Origin of the sequence: Kineococcus sp. R86509, assembly GCF_042466365.1 — a bacterium.
Taxonomy (GTDB): domain Bacteria; phylum Actinomycetota; class Actinomycetes; order Actinomycetales; family Kineococcaceae; genus Kineococcus.
Genome location: NZ_JAXHCE010000001.1, coordinates 1320320 through 1335643, shown reverse-complemented (window position 1 = coordinate 1335643; position 15324 = coordinate 1320320). Strand labels below are relative to the sequence as shown.

Annotated in this window: 16 protein-coding genes; 9 read left to right on the top strand and 7 right to left on the bottom strand. The window is 72.8% G+C overall.

Annotated features, from left to right (window positions below; genetic code table 11):
* Positions 1-50: 50 nt before the first annotated feature.
* From SJY07_RS06280 to SJY07_RS06270, 3 genes are all read left to right on the top strand, one after another.
* The gene (locus tag SJY07_RS06280; RefSeq protein WP_380157787.1) at positions 51-1994 is read left to right on the top strand and encodes an ArnT family glycosyltransferase; all 1944 of its coding nucleotides are present in this window, start codon (positions 51-53) and stop codon (positions 1992-1994) included.
* A 103-nt stretch (positions 1995-2097) separates the two neighbouring features.
* Complete coding sequence (locus SJY07_RS06275; RefSeq protein WP_380157785.1) at positions 2098-3570, top strand: malate:quinone oxidoreductase; 1473 nt, start codon at positions 2098-2100, stop codon at positions 3568-3570.
* Between the two features lie 3 nt (positions 3571-3573).
* Positions 3574-4014, top strand: a complete 441-nt coding sequence (locus SJY07_RS06270; protein WP_380157783.1) for a YdeI/OmpD-associated family protein — start codon at positions 3574-3576, stop codon at positions 4012-4014.
* On the opposite strand, the gene SJY07_RS06265 is transcribed toward SJY07_RS06270, so the two are convergent.
* Positions 4011-4418 carry a TIGR03618 family F420-dependent PPOX class oxidoreductase gene (locus SJY07_RS06265; protein WP_328295109.1) on the bottom strand — a complete coding sequence of 136 codons (408 nt, stop codon included), beginning with the start codon at positions 4416-4418 and terminating at the stop codon, positions 4011-4013. The genes SJY07_RS06270 and SJY07_RS06265 overlap by 4 nt on opposite strands.
* Before the next feature lie 257 nt (positions 4419-4675).
* On the opposite strand from SJY07_RS06265, the gene SJY07_RS06260 reads away from it, so the two are divergent.
* Positions 4676-4891: a methylated-DNA--[protein]-cysteine S-methyltransferase gene (locus SJY07_RS06260; protein WP_380157780.1), complete on the top strand. Its 216-nt coding sequence runs from the start codon at positions 4676-4678 to the stop codon at positions 4889-4891.
* Positions 4861-5841, top strand: a complete 981-nt coding sequence (locus SJY07_RS06255; RefSeq protein WP_328295111.1) for a GNAT family N-acetyltransferase — start codon at positions 4861-4863, stop codon at positions 5839-5841. The genes SJY07_RS06260 and SJY07_RS06255 overlap by 31 nt, the downstream gene beginning before the upstream one ends.
* 7 nt (positions 5842-5848) lie before the next feature.
* On the opposite strand, the gene SJY07_RS06250 is transcribed toward SJY07_RS06255, so the two are convergent.
* Positions 5849-6718, bottom strand: coding sequence for a DUF5666 domain-containing protein (locus SJY07_RS06250; RefSeq protein ID WP_380157778.1), 870 nt, complete (start codon positions 6716-6718; stop codon positions 5849-5851).
* A 157-nt stretch (positions 6719-6875) separates the two neighbouring features.
* Between SJY07_RS06250 and SJY07_RS06245 the strand changes: the two genes are divergently transcribed.
* Positions 6876-7571 carry a response regulator transcription factor gene (locus SJY07_RS06245; RefSeq protein ID WP_380157776.1) on the top strand — a complete coding sequence of 232 codons (696 nt, stop codon included), beginning with the start codon at positions 6876-6878 and terminating at the stop codon, positions 7569-7571.
* Between the two features lie 3 nt (positions 7572-7574).
* The gene (locus SJY07_RS06240) at positions 7575-8939 is read left to right on the top strand and encodes an ATP-binding protein (RefSeq protein ID WP_380157774.1); all 1365 of its coding nucleotides are present in this window, start codon (positions 7575-7577) and stop codon (positions 8937-8939) included.
* 6 nt (positions 8940-8945) lie between these two features.
* On the opposite strand, the gene SJY07_RS06235 is transcribed toward SJY07_RS06240, so the two are convergent.
* Positions 8946-9401 carry a low molecular weight protein-tyrosine-phosphatase gene (locus SJY07_RS06235; protein ID WP_380162190.1) on the bottom strand — a complete coding sequence of 152 codons (456 nt, stop codon included), beginning with the start codon at positions 9399-9401 and terminating at the stop codon, positions 8946-8948.
* A gap of 156 nt (positions 9402-9557) precedes the next feature.
* Between SJY07_RS06235 and SJY07_RS06230 the strand changes: the two genes are divergently transcribed.
* Positions 9558-11789 carry a peptidase M6 gene (locus SJY07_RS06230; RefSeq protein ID WP_380157772.1) on the top strand — a complete coding sequence of 744 codons (2232 nt, stop codon included), beginning with the start codon at positions 9558-9560 and terminating at the stop codon, positions 11787-11789.
* A 59-nt stretch (positions 11790-11848) separates the two neighbouring features.
* On the opposite strand, the gene SJY07_RS06225 is transcribed toward SJY07_RS06230, so the two are convergent.
* Complete coding sequence (locus tag SJY07_RS06225) at positions 11849-13543, bottom strand: sodium:solute symporter family protein (protein WP_380157770.1); 1695 nt, start codon at positions 13541-13543, stop codon at positions 11849-11851.
* Entirely contained in the window at positions 13540-13833 is a 294-nt protein-coding gene (locus SJY07_RS06220; protein WP_328295118.1) for a hypothetical protein, read from the bottom strand. Before SJY07_RS06220 ends, SJY07_RS06225 begins: the two co-directional genes overlap by 4 nt.
* A 206-nt stretch (positions 13834-14039) precedes the next feature.
* On the opposite strand from SJY07_RS06220, the gene SJY07_RS06215 reads away from it, so the two are divergent.
* Complete coding sequence (locus SJY07_RS06215) at positions 14040-14264, top strand: hypothetical protein (protein ID WP_380157768.1); 225 nt, start codon at positions 14040-14042, stop codon at positions 14262-14264.
* 9 nt (positions 14265-14273) lie between these two features.
* On the opposite strand, the gene SJY07_RS06210 is transcribed toward SJY07_RS06215, so the two are convergent.
* Both SJY07_RS06210 and SJY07_RS06205 read right to left on the bottom strand, forming a co-directional pair.
* On the bottom strand, positions 14274-15161 hold the full coding sequence (locus SJY07_RS06210; protein WP_380157766.1) for a methyl-accepting chemotaxis protein: 888 nt from the start codon (positions 15159-15161) through the stop codon (positions 14274-14276).
* On the bottom strand, positions 15140-15262 hold the full coding sequence (locus SJY07_RS06205) for a hypothetical protein (RefSeq protein WP_380157764.1): 123 nt from the start codon (positions 15260-15262) through the stop codon (positions 15140-15142). The genes SJY07_RS06210 and SJY07_RS06205 overlap by 22 nt, the downstream gene beginning before the upstream one ends.
* Positions 15263-15324: the final 62 nt, after the last annotated feature.

The window sequence follows — 15324 nt, the reverse complement described above, 5'->3', positions numbered from 1 at the left end:
TCACAGCCGGTCCTGGGCGGGACGGCAAGGTCGTGGCCGAACGTCTCGGCATGACCACCACCACGACGGCGCGCGGCGACGCGGGCACGGGACCGGCCGCGCCGCCCACGGGGCGAGCCCACCACCCGCACTGGGTCCGCTGGGCGACGATCGCGCTGCTGGCGGCGACGGGCGTCCTCTACCTCGTCGACCTCTCGGCCTCCGGCTACGCGAACAGCTTCTACGCGGCGGCCGTGCAGGCGGGGTCGCAGAGCTGGAAGGCCTGGTTCTTCGGCTCGATCGACACCCAGAACTTCATTACCGTCGACAAACCGCCGGCCTCGCTGTGGGTCAGCGGGATCGCCGCGCGCGTCTTCGGGTTCAGCAGCTGGTCGCTGCTCGTCCCGCAGGCCCTCGAGGGGGTCGGCGCGGTGTGGCTGGTCAACGCCGCGGTCCGCCGCTGGCACGGGCCGGTCGCCGGCCTGATCGCCGGGGCGGCCCTCGCCCTGACCCCCGCGGCCGCGCTGATCTTCCGCTTCGACAACCCCGACGCGCTGCTCGTGCTGCTCATGACCCTCGCGGCCTACTGCACCGTGCGGGCGACGGAGAGGGCGTCGTGGAAGTGGCTGGCCTGGGCCGGGGTCGCGATCGGGTTCGCCTTCCTCACCAAGATGCTGCAGGGCTTCCTCGTCCTGCCCGGTCTGGCGCTGGTCTACCTGTGGGCGGCGCCGACGGGTCTCGGCAGGCGCGTCCTGCACCTGCTCGGGGCGGCTGCCGCGGTCGTCGTCGCCGCCGGCTGGTGGGTCCTCGCGGTCACCCTCTGGCCGGGGGAGAAGCCCTACATCGGCGGTTCCACCGACGGCACCGTCATGGACCTCGTCCTCGGCTACAACGGCCTCGGGCGCATCCTCGGCTCCGACGGCAACGGCGGGGGCGGCGGGATGTCCGGCGGGACGCCGGGGTCCAGCTTCGGCGGTACCGCGACCTGGCAGCGCCTGTTCTCCTCCGAGATGGGCAACGAGATCTCCTGGCTGCTGCCCGCGGCGCTGCTCGCCCTGGTCCTCGGGCTGATCGCCCGGGGTCGCGCACCGCGCACCGACCTGCAGCGGGCCTCGCTGATCATGTGGGGCGGCTGGCTGGTCGTCTCCGGGCTGACCTTCGCCTACATGGAGGGGACCGTCCACCCGTACTACACGGTGGCGCTGGCCCCGGCCGTCGCGGCGCTCGCCGCCGGTGGCGGGCAGGTCCTCTGGGCCGCTCGGACGCGGATCCTGGCCCGGGTCGGCCTCGCGCTGGTCCTCGCCTCGGCCAGCGTCTGGGCCTTCGTCCTGCTGCACCGCAACGGGACCTGGGTGTGGGCGGGCTGGCTGCTGATGCTGGTGACCGTCGCGCTGGCGACCGGGTTCGTCGTGACCCCGGTGCGGATGCGCAGGCTCGCGATCGTCCTGGTGCTCTCGGGCACGATCGTTGGCCTGGGCGGGTCGGCGTCCTACGCGGTGGCCACCGCGGCCACCGCGCACACCGGGTCCATCCCCACCGTCGGGCCGTCGGGCGCTGCGGCCGGCGGCGGCACGGGCGGTGGTTTCGGCGGGGCCGGTGGGTTCGCGGGGCGGACCCAGGACGGCAGCACCGGCCAGGCGCCGGGTGCGGCGACCACCAGCAGCGACCTCGTGACCCTCCTGCAGGACGCGGGCACGACGTGGGCGGCAGCGGTGTCCGGATCGCAGTCGGCGGCCTCGCTCGAACTGGCCAGCGACACCGCCGTCATGGCGATGGGCGGCTGGAGCGACGACCCGACCCCGACGCTCGCGCAGTTCCAGCAGTACGTCGCCGACGGCGACGTCCACTACCTGGTCGGTGGTGGCGGGATGGGTGGCGGCAGGCAGGACGGCGGCAGGGACTCCGACGTCACGAAGATCCAGGAGTGGGTCGCGGCGAACTACACCGCGCTGACCGTCGGCGGGCAGACCGTCTACGACCTCACACAGCCGCTCAGCTCGGCCACCACCAGCTGAGCGAGAGCTACCTCACACTGGGGCGCCGCCCGGACTCCCGGGCGGCGCCCCGGTACGTCCAGGTCGTAACCTTCGGTGGTCCGACGATCTCCTACCAACGAGGGTGAGTCTCGTGCCCGCATCGAACCGCTACGACGCCGTGCTCATCGGGGGCGGGGTCATGAGCGCCACGCTCGCGACGATGCTGGCCGAGGTGGAGCCGGACTGGAAGGTCCTGGTCCTGGAGAAGCTCGACACCGTCGGGGCCGAGAGCTCGGACATGTGGAACAACGCCGGCACCGGCCACTCCGCGCTGTGCGAGCTGAACTACACCCCGGCCACGGCCGACGGCGGGGTCGAGATCAGCAAGGCCGTCGCCATCAACGAGCAGTTCCAGTTGTCGCGCCAGTTCTGGTCCCACCTCGTCGAAGAGGGTGTCCTCCCCGACCCCCGCGACTTCATCAACTCCGTCCCGCACATGAGCTTCGTCCGCGGCGGCGACGTCGAGTTCCTCCGCGCCCGCCACGAAGCGCTGAGCCGGCACCCGTTGTTCGCGGGGATGGAGTGGGCCGAGGACCAGGCCACGATCGGGGAGTGGGCCCCGCTGCTCACCCAGGGCCGCGGTGCCGGGGAGAAGGTCGCCGCGACCCGGGCCGACGCCGGGACGGACGTCGACTTCGGCTCCCTCACCAAGCAGTTGTTCACGGGGGCCGCGAAGGCGGGCGTGGAGCTCCTCACCGGGCACACGGTCAAGGACCTCCGTCGTCGTGGTTCGGGCTGGACCGTCGTGGGGGCGAGTTCGACCGGGAGCTTCGAGATCGCCACCCCGTTCGTGTTCGTCGGTTCCGGCGGTGGAGCGCTGCACCTGCTGCAGCGCAGCGGGATCCCCGAGGGCGAGGGTTTCGGCGGGTTCCCCGTCAGCGGCCAGTGGTTGCGGTGCACGAACCCCGACGTGATCGCCGAGCACGGGGCCAAGGTCTACGGGCAGGCCGAGGTGGGGGCGCCGCCGATGTCGGTGCCGCACCTGGACACCCGCTACGACCACGGCCGGAAGGCCCTGATGTTCGGGCCCTACGCCGGGTTCTCGCCGAAGTTCCTGAAGCAGGGTTCGCTGCTGGACCTGCCGCTGTCCGTGCGCCCGCACAACCTGCTGCCGATGCTCGCCGTGGCCCGCGACAACGTCTCGCTCATGACCTACCTGGGCAAGCAGATCGTGCAGTCGATGGACCAGCGCCTCGACGCGCTGAAGATCTTCTACCCCGACGCCCGCGCCGAGGACTGGGAGCTGCTGACCGCGGGTCAGCGGGTCCAGGTCATCAAGAAGGGCAAGCGCGGCGGGGTGCTGCAGTTCGGCACCGAACTCGTCCACGCCGCCGACGGTTCCGTCGCGGCGCTGCTCGGTGCCTCCCCGGGGGCCTCGACGGCCGTCGAGGTGATGCTGCGGCTGCTGCGGCAGTGCTTCCCGGCCCACCAGGACCTCTGGCGTTCCCGGCTGGAGGCGATGGTGCCCTCCTACGGCACGAAGCTCTCCGACGACACCGACCTCCTCACGAAGACGCTGTCCCGCACCAGCGACGTCCTCAAGCTGGCGGCCTGAGCCGTGACGGTCTCGTTCACCGCGACCGTGGAACTGCACCGCACGACCGCGACCGGGATCGAGGTCCCGGCGGAGGTCGTCCAGGCGCTGGACGGCGGAAAGCGGCCGGCCGTTGTCGTCACCTTCGCGGGGTACAGCTACCGCACGACGGTCGGGGTCATGGGCGGCCGCAGCCTCGTCCCGATCAGCGCCGAGGTGCGGGCGGCGTCGGGGGTGGCGGCCGGTGACGAGCTCGAGGTCACCCTCGACCTCGACACCGCACCGCGCACGGTCGAGGTACCGCCCGACCTCGCCCGGGCCCTCGAAGGGGCCGGTCTGAGCGCCGCGTTCGAGGCGCTGTCGCCCTCGGCCCGCAAGGCGCACGTCACCTCCGTCGAGGGGGCCAAGGCGGAGGCGACGCGCCTGCGTCGCGTCGAGAAGGTCGTCAGCGACCTCTCCCGCTAGTCGTTCTTCACCGCACCCCAGCCGTGCCAGTTGCCGATCTCGACGATGACCGTCACCCGCGGGCTGTCGCGGTTGGGGTAGGGGCGACCGGTGTAGTGGGTGGAGACCCGGTCGATGTCGGCGAGGTCGGTGTCGTCGCGGACCTCCACGACGTCCCCCTGCACGCTGACGTGGGTGTACCAGTCGCCCTCGGCCAGCGCGGTCAGCGAGACCTTCGGGTTCGCCTTCAGGTGCCGCAGCCGGGCGCGGCTCGCGTCGAGGTTCAGCAGCAGCCTGCCGTCCTCGAACAGGTACCAGGTCGCGACGGTCACCGGGTGGCCGTCGGGGTGGATCGTCGCCATGACGGCCGGGTTCGGCTTCGCGAACAGCGCCGCGACGTCGTCGGGCAGCGGGGGCTTGGGCACGGTTCCTCCAGTGGTGCGCGGGTGGGACGCTGAGCACCGTACGACACCGTCCGCGGGGAGGAACCTGGTGCGCTGGACCGTGCTCGCCCCGCCGGACCCGCCGAACGCGACGACACCGCCTTCGACGACGACGACGTCGCCGGCCAGCTCGCGGAGTACTTCGCGGGGCAGCGGCGCTGCGCGAGATCCCCTACGGCGAGACGTCGACGTACGGGGCCGTCGCCTGACGCCTCGGCGGGGTCGGGCACGCCCAGGCCGTGGGGGTCGCGAACGGTCGCAACCCGATCTCGATCGTCGTGCCCTGCCACCGCGTCGTCGGTCACGACGGGGCGCTCGTCGGGTACGCGGACGGGTTGTGGTGCAAGCGCTTCCTGCTCGTCCTGGAGGAACCCGCCGCGGACGACGCGGGGCGCCTGTTCCAGGACGTGGTAGTCCTGGGACCGTGCTGCCCGGTCTCTCCTCGCGTCCGCTGACCCTCGACGACGTGCCCGCGTGGTGGCGGCTGGAGGAACGTGCCGCCGCCCTCGACCACCCCCACTCCCGGGAGGGCGAGGCGTCGTTGCGCTCCCGCCTGGTCGGTGAGGGTTTCGACCCCGCGCGGCAGAGCACCGGGGGTTTCGACGAGGCCGGGGAACTGCGGGCGCTCGGCTGGCTCGGACTGCGCCTCGGGGACACCGAGCACCTGCGGCTGCACTTCACCGGGGTCGTCGACCCCGCCTGGCGCGGGCGGGGCGTGGGTCGCGAACTGCTGGCCTGGGCCGAGGCGACCGCCCGGGAGCGGACGGCGTGGCGCCGCGCCGACCTCGGGCGGGACGTCCCCGCCGCCCTGCAGGTGTGGGCCGCCGACGACCGCAAGGACCTCGCCCGCCTCTGCGCCGCCGGCGGACTCGGCGTTCGGCGCCACTTCAGCACGATGCGCCTGGACCTGCGTCCCGGCGTGCCCGACGCCCCCGAGCCGCCCGCGGGGTACCGCCTCGTCCGGGTGGACGAGCACGGCACCGAGGGGTTGCGGGAGGCGCACAACGAGGTGTTCGCCGACCACTGGGGTTCGCAGCCGCTGACCCCGGCGGACTGGTCGCTGCTCGTCGTCGACAACCCCACGTTCCGGCCCGCGTGGAGCTACCTCGTCCTGCACGGCGAGGAGATCGCCGGGTACGCCGCGGTGCACGCCCACGAGGACGACTGGCCGGCGCTCGGTTTCGGCGAGGCCCACCTCGACACCCTTGGGGTGCGACGCACCCACCGCGGGCACCGGCTGGCCGGGGTCCTGCTGGCCGCCGTCGCCCGCCGCGCCGCCGAGGTCGGACTGGCCGCGGTGGCCCTCGACGTCGACACCGAGAACCCCTCCGGCGCAGTGGGTCTCTACGAACGCGCCGGGTACGTCCGGGCCCACGGCGCGACGCTGCACGCCAAGGCCGTCTGAGCGGGCGTCACGACCCCGTCGTGGGCGCGGCCGAGGTCGTCGGCGCCGCCGGCGTCGAGCCGTCCGTCGAGGGGGCGCCGGGCGATCCCGCCGGCGGGGTGGGTGCGTCGGTGCCCGGAGCGGGCGGGGCGGGCGCGTCGGCGCCGGGAGCAGGCGGGGTGGGAGCTCCGGCCGGCGGGGTCGGCGGGGTCGGCCGGCCGACCTCGACGCGGGTCGCGGTGAAGGATCCGTCGGAGGACACCGCGGAACCGGCGGCAGCCTCGGCGTGCACGTGCTGCCCCACGACGATGGCGGACGCGTCGGCGGCGACGCCGTCGGCCAGCACCTCGGCACCGGCCACGTCGACGACGGCGGTGCGTCCGTCGGGCCCGCTCAGGGTGACGGTTTCGCCGTCGACGGCGGTCACCTCACCGTCGGCGCGCAACGGTTCGACGACGACCCGCTGCGCGGCACCGCCTTCGCTGACGAGGTCGGCGTGCACGTGCTGGCCCACGGTGAGGGCGGAGCGGTCGGCGCTGCCCTCGCCCAGGCCGGGTCCCCGGTCGAGGACGACGGTCGTGTCGTCGTCCAGGGTCACGGTCGCCGTCTCACCCTGGGGGCCGGTGACGACGAGGGTGTCGCCGTCGAGGCTCGTGATGGTGCCGTGGGCGTGCAGGCCGTTGTCCACAGCCGGGCCGACGGGGCCGGCGGGACCCACGGGCCCCGCGGGGGGCGCCGGGACGGTCCCGCTGGTCGCCGAGGGGGATGCCGAGGGCGTCGGGGTCGCGGTGCTGTCGGCGAAGGCGGTCGCGCTGGCGCCGGCCACGGCCGTGGCGGCGACGAGGGCGCCCAGCGCGGTGCGTCGCAGTCGAGCACGGGTACGGGGGGTGTTCGACACGGTGTTCCTCCAGTCGTCCGGGGTCTCTCCCCGGTCGAGACCACTGGACCCGGTGGACCTGAAGTCGACCTGAAGCGCCGCAGCGGTCGCGGTCTTCTTCAGGCGCGCTTCAGGCCCCGGGCTGGCTGCCGGCCCCGGCCTCTGCGATGTTCGGCGGGTGCTCCCCGCTGCCGTCCGCGTCCTCTTCGTCGAGGACGACCCCCTCATCGCGGAATCGGTCGCCGCCGCGTTGACCGGAGCGGGGATGGTGGTGCGCAGCCGCGCGGACGGCACCGACCTGCCGGCCGTGCTCGACGCGTTCCGGCCGGACGTCGCCGTGCTCGACGTCATGCTCCCCGGCGAGGACGGGCTCTCGCTGGCCCGCCGGGTCTGCGTCCCGCGCGACGTCCCGGTCGTCTTCGTCACCGCGCGCGACGCCGTCGACGACCGGTTGTCGGGGTTCGACGCCGGCGCCGACGACTACCTCGTGAAGCCGTTCGCCGTCGAGGAACTGCTCGTCCGGCTGCGGGTCGTGCTGCGTCGGGCGGGCCGCACCCCCCAGGTCGTGCAGGTCGACGACCTCGTCCTGGACGAGTCCGCGGCGGTCGCGGTGCGCGCCGGGGAACGTCTCGACCTGACGGCCACGGAGTTCAAGCTGCTGGCCCAGCTCGTCCGCCACCGCGGACGCACGCTGTCGAAGCTGCAGCTGCTGACCCAGGTCTGGGGGTACGAGCACTACGACCAGAACCTCGTCGAGGTCCACGTGAGTGCGTTGCGTCGCAAGCTGGAGGAGCACGGGCCGCGCCTCGTGCACACCGAACGCGGGATCGGTTACGTCCTGCGGGCCGACCTCGCACCCCGCCGGGACGGGTGAGGCGTGCGCACCGTCTCACTGCGCCGGCGCGTCGTCGCCGTGTCCGCCGCCGTCGTCGTCCTGCTGCTGCTCGCCGTCGGGGTCTTCGTCGACGCCGACCTGGGCTCGCGGCTGCGCGACGACGCCCGCGCCCGACTCGTCGGGCTGGCCGACCTCGGGGTCCAGCTCGACGGGGTCGTCGACGACCAGACCCTGGTGAACCGCCTCGCCACCGCCGGGGCATCGGCGGAGCTGCAGACCGACGGGGGCACCGTCGTGGGGCGACCGGGTCCCGGTGCCGGCCCGGCGGCGGGTCCCCCCGGCCCGGCTGCCGCCGCGCCCGGTCCCGCGGCCGACGTCGTCGAGGACGGGGACCTGCTGCGGGTCGAGCGGGAGCTGGGCGACGGGCGGGTGCTGGAGGTGACGACCTCGCTGCGCCCCGTCGAGGACGCCCGGTCGCAGTTCCGGCGCTCGATGCTGTGGGGTGGGGCCATCGGCGTCGTCGTGGCCGTCCTCGCCCTCTGGTTGCTCCTGGGCCGGGCCCTCGTCCCGCTGGACACGATGACCCGCACCGCCCGGTCCATCGCCGCCGGCGACCGCGGCCGACGACTGGCGCCGGACCGGGCGGGAACGGAACTCGGACGGGTCGCGGTCGCCTTCGACGAGATGCTGGACTCCCTCGAGGGCGCGGAGTCTCGCGCCTCGCAGGCCCGGGACCGGTTGCAGCGCTTCCTCTCCGACGCCGCCCACGACCTGCGGACACCGCTGGCCGCGGTGGTCGCCGCCGCGGAACGGCTGCTGCTCGACAGCGGCTCCCGCGAGCAGCGCGAGGAGGCCGCGGTGCGGATCGTGCGGGAGGCCCGCCGCGCGGGCCGGTTGGTGAGCGACCTGCTCGCGGTGTCGCGGCTGGAGGAGGTCCGCCCGCATCCGTCGCCGCTGGACCTCGCCGACGTCGTCCGCACGGCCGTCCACGACGCGGCACCCGGGGCGCCCGTGGAGGTCCGGGCCGCCGCGGTGCCCTTGCGCGCCGACGCCGAACACGTGCGGCGGGTCGTGGTGAACCTCCTCGCCAACGCCCGCGTCGCCGCGCCCGGGGGACGCGTCGTCGTCGTGGTCGACCGCGCCGACGACGGCCGCTGGGGACGAGTCGTCGTGGCCGACGACGGGCCCGGCATCGCCCCCGCCGACCGAGAACTCGTCTTCGAACGCCTCGTCCGCCTCGACCCCTCCCGCACCGGCGACGGGGGAGCGGGGCTCGGGTTGTCGATCTCGCGCGGGCTGGCCCGCGCCGCGGGCGGGGACCTGCGCTGCGCGGACCCCGACGACCCGACGCTGCCGCCGGACCTCCCGGCCGGCGCCGTGCTCGTCCTCACCCTGCCCGCGGGCTGAGGCGGGTCAGAGCATCCGGCGCACGTGCTCCACGACGGCGTCGGCCGCCGCCTCGACCTGTTCCAGGGTCCGCTCGAAGTCCTCGCGGCCGCCGTACCAGGGGTCGGCCATGTCCGGACCGGACCCCTCGGCGCCCGGTTCGAACGACCGGTACAGCCGGACCTCCGCGTCGGGGTCCCGGCTGCGCAGCCACTGCGCGTGCCGGGACGTCATGGCCAGCAGCAGGTCCCGGTGCGCGATCTCGTCGACCGTGACCTGGTGGGCCCGGTGGGTGGGCACCTCGTAGCCGTGTTCGCGCAGCACCGCCGCGGCGCGCCGGTCGATCGGGTTGCCGTCCTCCTCGTCGGAGATGCCCGAGGAGTCGACCACCACCCGCTCGGCGAGCCCGGCCGCAGCGAGCCGGTCACGCAGGACCACCTCGGCGATCGGGGAACGACAGATGTTGCCCGTGCAGACGGTCATGATGCGCAGAGGATCGGTGCTCACCCGCACAGTCTGTCGAACTCGACCGCCGCGTCCCCTTGTGGGCTGGCTGTGAGTGGTGAAAGCTCACAGCGCGCACAGGTCGTGACCCTTCCGGGGGAAGGGTCACCCGTGCCACGACCCAGGAGGAGATTCATGGTCCACCCCTCGCGCGGCGGCCGACTGGCCCTGGCCGCCCTGTCGGTGACGGCGCTCGCGATCCCGGCGTCGGCGACCGCTGCCTCGGCCGAACCGTCCCTGCTGTCGGTGCCGCTGGCCTCCGACATGACGCTCGTCGACGGGAACTACAAGGACGGACGACCGCTGCCGCTGACCTCCCAGGCGGACGTGAGTGCCGCGCGGACGACACTGTCCGCCCCGCAGACGCGCAGCGGCGGTGGGGTTCGGGTCGGTGACGAGAAGGACTGGCCGTCCCTCATCGACGGCGGCGTCACCCCCGACGGCGAGGTGTTCGACACCGCCATCGACGTCCGCGGTTACACCCTCAAGGGTCTCGGCGACCACATCGAGGTCTGGGTCGCCGACGACCTCAGCTTCCCCGAGGGCGACTGCCGCAACACCCTCTCCGACGGGGCGCTGACGTCGGTCACCGACGCCCAGGCCCAGAGCTTCGCCGACGAGTTCGACGACAACATGCTGCCGAAGGAGTCCGAGGCGTTCTCGGTCGCTCCCGACCGCGACGGGTCGAACCAGGTGTTCAGCTCGCTCTTCCCCGACGGCACCTACCCGGCCGACTACTGGGACGGCGAGGGGGACCGGACCGTCGCGCTCATCGACAACGTGCGCGACCAGAACTACTACGACCCGACCAACGTCAACGGCCGCACCTACATCGGCGGGTTCTTCTACTCGACGTTCAACGAGCTCCTCGACCGCAACGTCATGACCATCGACGGGTTCGACTGGCTGCACCGCACCGGCACCAACCCGCCGGACGACTCCGACGACCCCGCCTACCAGGCCTGCGCGGACTTCCTGCAGCGTCCCGGCCTCGGTGAACCCCGGGTGCGCAACTACGAGGGCACCTTCGCCCACGAGTACCAGCACCTGCTGCAGTACTACACCGACTCCGACGAGGTCAACTGGGTCAACGAGGGGCTCTCGGACTGGGCGCAGACCCTGGTCGGCTACGTCGACCCGTCGGTCCCGCTGGACGACCCCACGGCCGACAGTCACCTCTCCTCGTTCTTCGGCTGGAACCCCACGCAGAGCTTCGGCGGCCCGGAGCAGTCGATCACCCAGTGGGGTGACCAGGGCGCTCCGGAGACCCTCGCGGACTACGGTGCCACCTACGCGTTCATGCTCTACCTCGCCGACCACTTCGGTGGTGACGAGTTCATGAGCGCCCTGCACAACGAACCCGCGAACGGGCTCGCCGGTCTGCAGAAGGTCCTCGACCAGTTCGGCTACGACGACGACGCCCTCGACGTCCTGCACGCCTACCTGGCCTCCAACGCCGTGGACGCGGCGATCGACGGCGGGGCGAGCGTGAAGCACGGGAACGCCGCGGACCTCACCTCGGGCGCGCTGTCCGGGATGGTCAACTGGGACACCCCGCAGGCCTACGACTCGCCCGGGGCCCCGGTCAACGGCGCGGACTACGTGCGGCTGCGCAACCTCGACGGCTACCTCTCCGACGGTTTCGTGAGCTTCGTCGGGGCGAGCAACTACCCGGTCAGCCCGGTCGAGTGGACCTCCGAGGACGGGAACCTCACTTCGGGCAAGGGTGACAACCTCGACCGTGCGATCGTGCGTTCCGTCGACGTCCCCGCGGACGACCCGACGATCACGCTGGACCTCGCCCTGGACACCGAGGAGGGCTACGACTACTTCTACGTCCAGGTCTACGACGAGGCGACGGGGACCTGGGTCAACCTGCCCACCGCCGACGCCGACCCCACCACGGGCGGGCTCAGCGGCGTCGTCAACGGTGAGACCGTCTTCGACGCCTCCTCGGTGGCCGGCCGGACCGTCGACGTGGCCCTGCGCTACGTCACCGACGGCGGGGTCTCCAACCCCGGCGTGACGGTGAAGTCGGTCCGTGTCGGGGGGAACGAACTCCCCGACGCGATGGACCTCTCGACCTGGCAGTCGCTGACCCAGGCGCACCCGATCCCGGTGGCGGGCTGGACGGTTCAGCTCGTCGGGTACTCCGGCGACCAGGTGTCCGTGGTGAAGCTGCCCGTCGTGAAGGCCCCCTGGGGCTGGACGACGGTCGCTCCGGTCTCGCTCGTCCTCGGGTTCACCCCCGACGTCGCCGCGGTGCTCGTGACCGCGGACGACCCGACCGAGACGGCGCCGTCCTACGCGCCGTACCAGATGTTCGCCAACGGGATCCTGCAGCCCGGCGGTGGTTCGGGCGCCTGAGCCCGGACGCAGGACGGCCCCGGAACCCTGCGCGGGTTCCGGGGCCGTCTGCGTGCGGGTCAGACGATCGCGAAGAGCACGTACCCGCCGACGGCCAGCACCAGCACGATCGTGGCGAGGACCGTCGGGTTGCGGTACCAGCCGGCCTCGCGCGGGACGGCACGCACCGAGGCGGGGGTGAGGGTCCAGACGAGGCCCTTCAGGTCCGCCTCCGGTTTCGGCGTCCCACCGCGGGAGACGAGCCAGCCGACGAGCACCGCCACGACCGTGGCGACGCCGCCGCCGAGGAAGCTGGAACCCTGCCCGGACAACGAGATCACCCCGACCTGGTTCAGCACGAACACGGACACCGCGCTGAGCGTCCCCGAGAGCAGACCCCAGAAACCGGCCGTCCCGGTGAGCTTCTTCCAGAACAGGCCGAACGCGAACACCGCGAACAGCGGGACGTTGAAGAACGAGAACAACGTCTGGATGTAGTCCATGATGTTGCTGAACCCGGCGGCGATGAACGCGGTGCCGATGGCCAGCGCGGTCCCGACGACGGTCACGACGCGGCCGACCTTGAGGTAGTGCGCGTCATCCTTGCCCGGTCGCAGCCAGTCCTGCCACAGGTCGTAGGTGAAGACCGTGTTGAAGGAGCTGACGTTCGCGGCCATGCCGGCCATGAACGCCGCGAGCAGGCCGGCGAGCGCCACCCCGAGGAAGCCGTTGGGCAGCAGTTCGCGCAGCAGCAGCGGGACGGCGTCGTTGTAGGTGACGTCGCTCGGCAGGCCCTTCTTGAGGCTCTCGATGCCGGGGATCAGGACCGCGGCGATCATGCCGGGGATGATGATGACCAGCGCGATGAGCACCTTGGGGATGGCTGCGATGAGCGGGGTGCGCTGCGCCGCGGCGGCGTTGCGGGCGGAGAACGCCCGCTGCACCTCGGTGAAGTTGGTCGTCCAGTAGCCGAAGCTGGTCACGAAACCCAGGCCGAGGACGACGCCGAACGTGGAGCCCACGGCGCTGCCGATCCCGGTGAGGTCCTGGGCGGGGAACGCCTGCAGCATGTTCTGGCTGCCCTGGTCGGTCAGGCGCGAGACGAGCCCGTCCCAGCCGCCGACGCGGTGCAGGCCGACGAGGGTGATGGGGACCATCGTCACGACGATGACGAAGAACTGCAGGACCTCGTTGTAGATCGCGGCGGAGAGGCCACCGAGGAACGTGTAGGCCAGGACGATGACGCCGGCGACGACGATCGCCAGCCACGTCGGCCAGCCCAGCAGGGCGTTCACGACGATGGCCATCGCGTAGAGGTTCACGCCGGCCAGCAGGACGGAGGCGATGGCGAACAGCAGGCCCTGCAGGCGCTGGGTCTTCGCGTCGAAGCGGCGGCCGAGGAACTCCGGGACGGAGCGGACCTTCGAGCCGTAGTAGAACGGCATCATCACCAGCGCGAGGAACACCATCGCCGGGATCGCGCCGATCCAGTAGTAGTGGAACGCCTGCTCACCGAACTGGGCGCCGTTGGCGGCCTGGCCGAGGAGTTCGGTGGCGCCGAGGTTGGCGGAGACGAAGGCGAGTCCGGTGACCCAGGCGGGCAGGCTGCGACCCGAGAGCAGGAAGTCCAGGCTCGAGGAGACGCTGCGGCGGGCGATGAGGCCGATGCCGAGGACGATGAGGAAGTAGAACCCGACGAGCAGGTAGTCGATGAGGTGGGCGTCGATGCGCAGGTTCGACGCGGTGGCCACGCTCGTCACGAGGGTGGCGCTCACTTCGCGTCCTCCCCGTCAGGGAGGTCGGTGGCGTCGGTGGCCGGCGTCTCGGCGTGGAGCGGTTTCGCCACGGTCCAGCCGATGAAGAGCGCGGACAGGACCAGCATGCCGATCCCGGTCCACAGGTTGAGGTTGATGCCGCCCGTCTTGGCGCGGTCGGCGTCGGTGAACGACACCAGTCCGTAGATGAGGCAGACCACGCCGTAGACGGCGAACAGGCCGCCGATCACGGTGCGGATGTCGAAGAGGAGGTCGGCTTTGCCGTCGCCCCCCGTGCGTCGTGCAGACACGAGTCAGCTCCAGTGCAACGTTGAAGGATCGGCGGATACCTTTGCATGAGGCAACCGTTGCCACCCAACCGGGGTCTTGTGTGACGGGCGTCACATTGAGTCGACCGTGAGCTTCCGGGATCCAGGCACTCGACCACTTCGAAGACCGGAGGAGACGTCGAGCCGCAGGGGCTCGTGGAGGAGGCGGAGCAGTGGGGGACGATCGGATGAGTCGCGAAGCGGCCGCGTCGCGCGTCGCGTCGTGGACGGCCGACGAGGTGGACGTCCTGCGCGCCGTGGCTCGGGGACTCCCCGCGAGCGTCGTCGCGGAGCGCCGGCAGAGCACCCTCGCCCAGGTCGGTGCCACGCTCGCCTCGGCCCGGGGAAAGGTGTCCGTCACCTCGACGCAGGCCGCGATCGGGCTCGCCCGGGCGGCCGGACTCCTGGACTGACGGCGCAGGTCAGCGGGCCGGAACCGCTTCCACGCGGGACCGCAGACCGTCCACGACCGCGACGAGACCGGCCGGCGCCGCCGTGGCGGAGACGTCGAACACGATGCCGAGGTCGTGACCACCCGTAACGGTCCTGACCCGCGCGACGGCGCCCGCGAGGTCGAGGGTGCCGGTGCGGTGGGGCCAGTGCACGACGACGCGGGTGCCGACCCCGACGCGCTGGGTCGACGCGGTGGTGACCCGCGCGCCTCCGAGCCCCAGGTCCAGCGCCGTCGCGGGGTTCTCCCGGCCCTCGACGCGCAGCACGACGTCCTGCTGGCAGGGGAACCGCGAGACCCGGCGCCACTCCATGGTAGCCGCGAGATCACCCATCTGGTGGGCGCCGTCAACGGCTGCGGCCACCGATCCCTGCAGCCGCACGAGTGCGTCGCGCTGCTGGTCGGCGACGGAGCGCAGGCCGGCGGCGACGTCGTCGATCCCGGCGACGCGTGCCTGCACGGCGCGCAGGCTGCAGAGCACGGCGTGGGCGTCGGCCTGGACCGTCGTCACCGTCGTGGAGATCTCGTGGGTCGAGCCGGCCGTCGTCGCCGCGAGGTCCTTGACCTCCCCGGCCACCACGCGGAAACCGTCGCCGGCAGCCCCGGCCCGGGCCGCCTCGATCGTGGCGTTCAGGGCCAGCAGCTTGGTCTGGTCGGCGACCCGGTCGGCCTCCGACCTCGCCGTCGCGGTGTCGAGGTCGGCCCGGGCGGCGGCTGCGCCCCGCTCGGCGGTCACCGACAGCCAGGCCAGCGCGGCCGTGCCGCACGCCGCGGCCACCACGGCGAGGAGGGCCGCGGTGAGGGCGAGCGGCCCGTCCAGCAGTGCGTGCGCGCCGCTCAGGACGAGAGCGGGAGCCATCCCGAGCAGCGCACGACCTCGGCGCCGCGACCGGCGAGGACGGCGACGAACGGCCGCAACGGGACCGGGGCTCCGGCCACGGTCGGGCTCTGCTGGGGCATGCGTCGGTTCCCGTCGGGTGGACCTGCCGTGCGATCGACGGCCGTCGACCCGGATCGTGCAT

Excerpts from the sequence above, each read along its gene's own strand:
- SJY07_RS06230 (WP_380157772.1), top strand. The coding sequence starts at position 9,558 with ATGGTCCACCCCTCGCGCGGCGGCCGACTGGCCCTGGCCGCCCTGTCG.
- SJY07_RS06215 (WP_380157768.1), top strand. The coding sequence starts at position 14,040 with ATGAGTCGCGAAGCGGCCGCGTCGCGCGTCGCGTCGTGGACGGCCGAC.
- SJY07_RS06235 (WP_380162190.1), bottom strand. The coding sequence starts at position 9,401 with ATGACCGTCTGCACGGGCAACATCTGTCGTTCCCCGATCGCCGAGGTG.
- SJY07_RS06210 (WP_380157766.1), bottom strand. The coding sequence starts at position 15,161 with ATGGCTCCCGCTCTCGTCCTGAGCGGCGCGCACGCACTGCTGGACGGG.
- SJY07_RS06280 (WP_380157787.1), top strand. The coding sequence starts at position 51 with ATGACCACCACCACGACGGCGCGCGGCGACGCGGGCACGGGACCGGCC.
- SJY07_RS06205 (WP_380157764.1), bottom strand. The coding sequence starts at position 15,262 with ATGCCCCAGCAGAGCCCGACCGTGGCCGGAGCCCCGGTCCCGTTGCGG.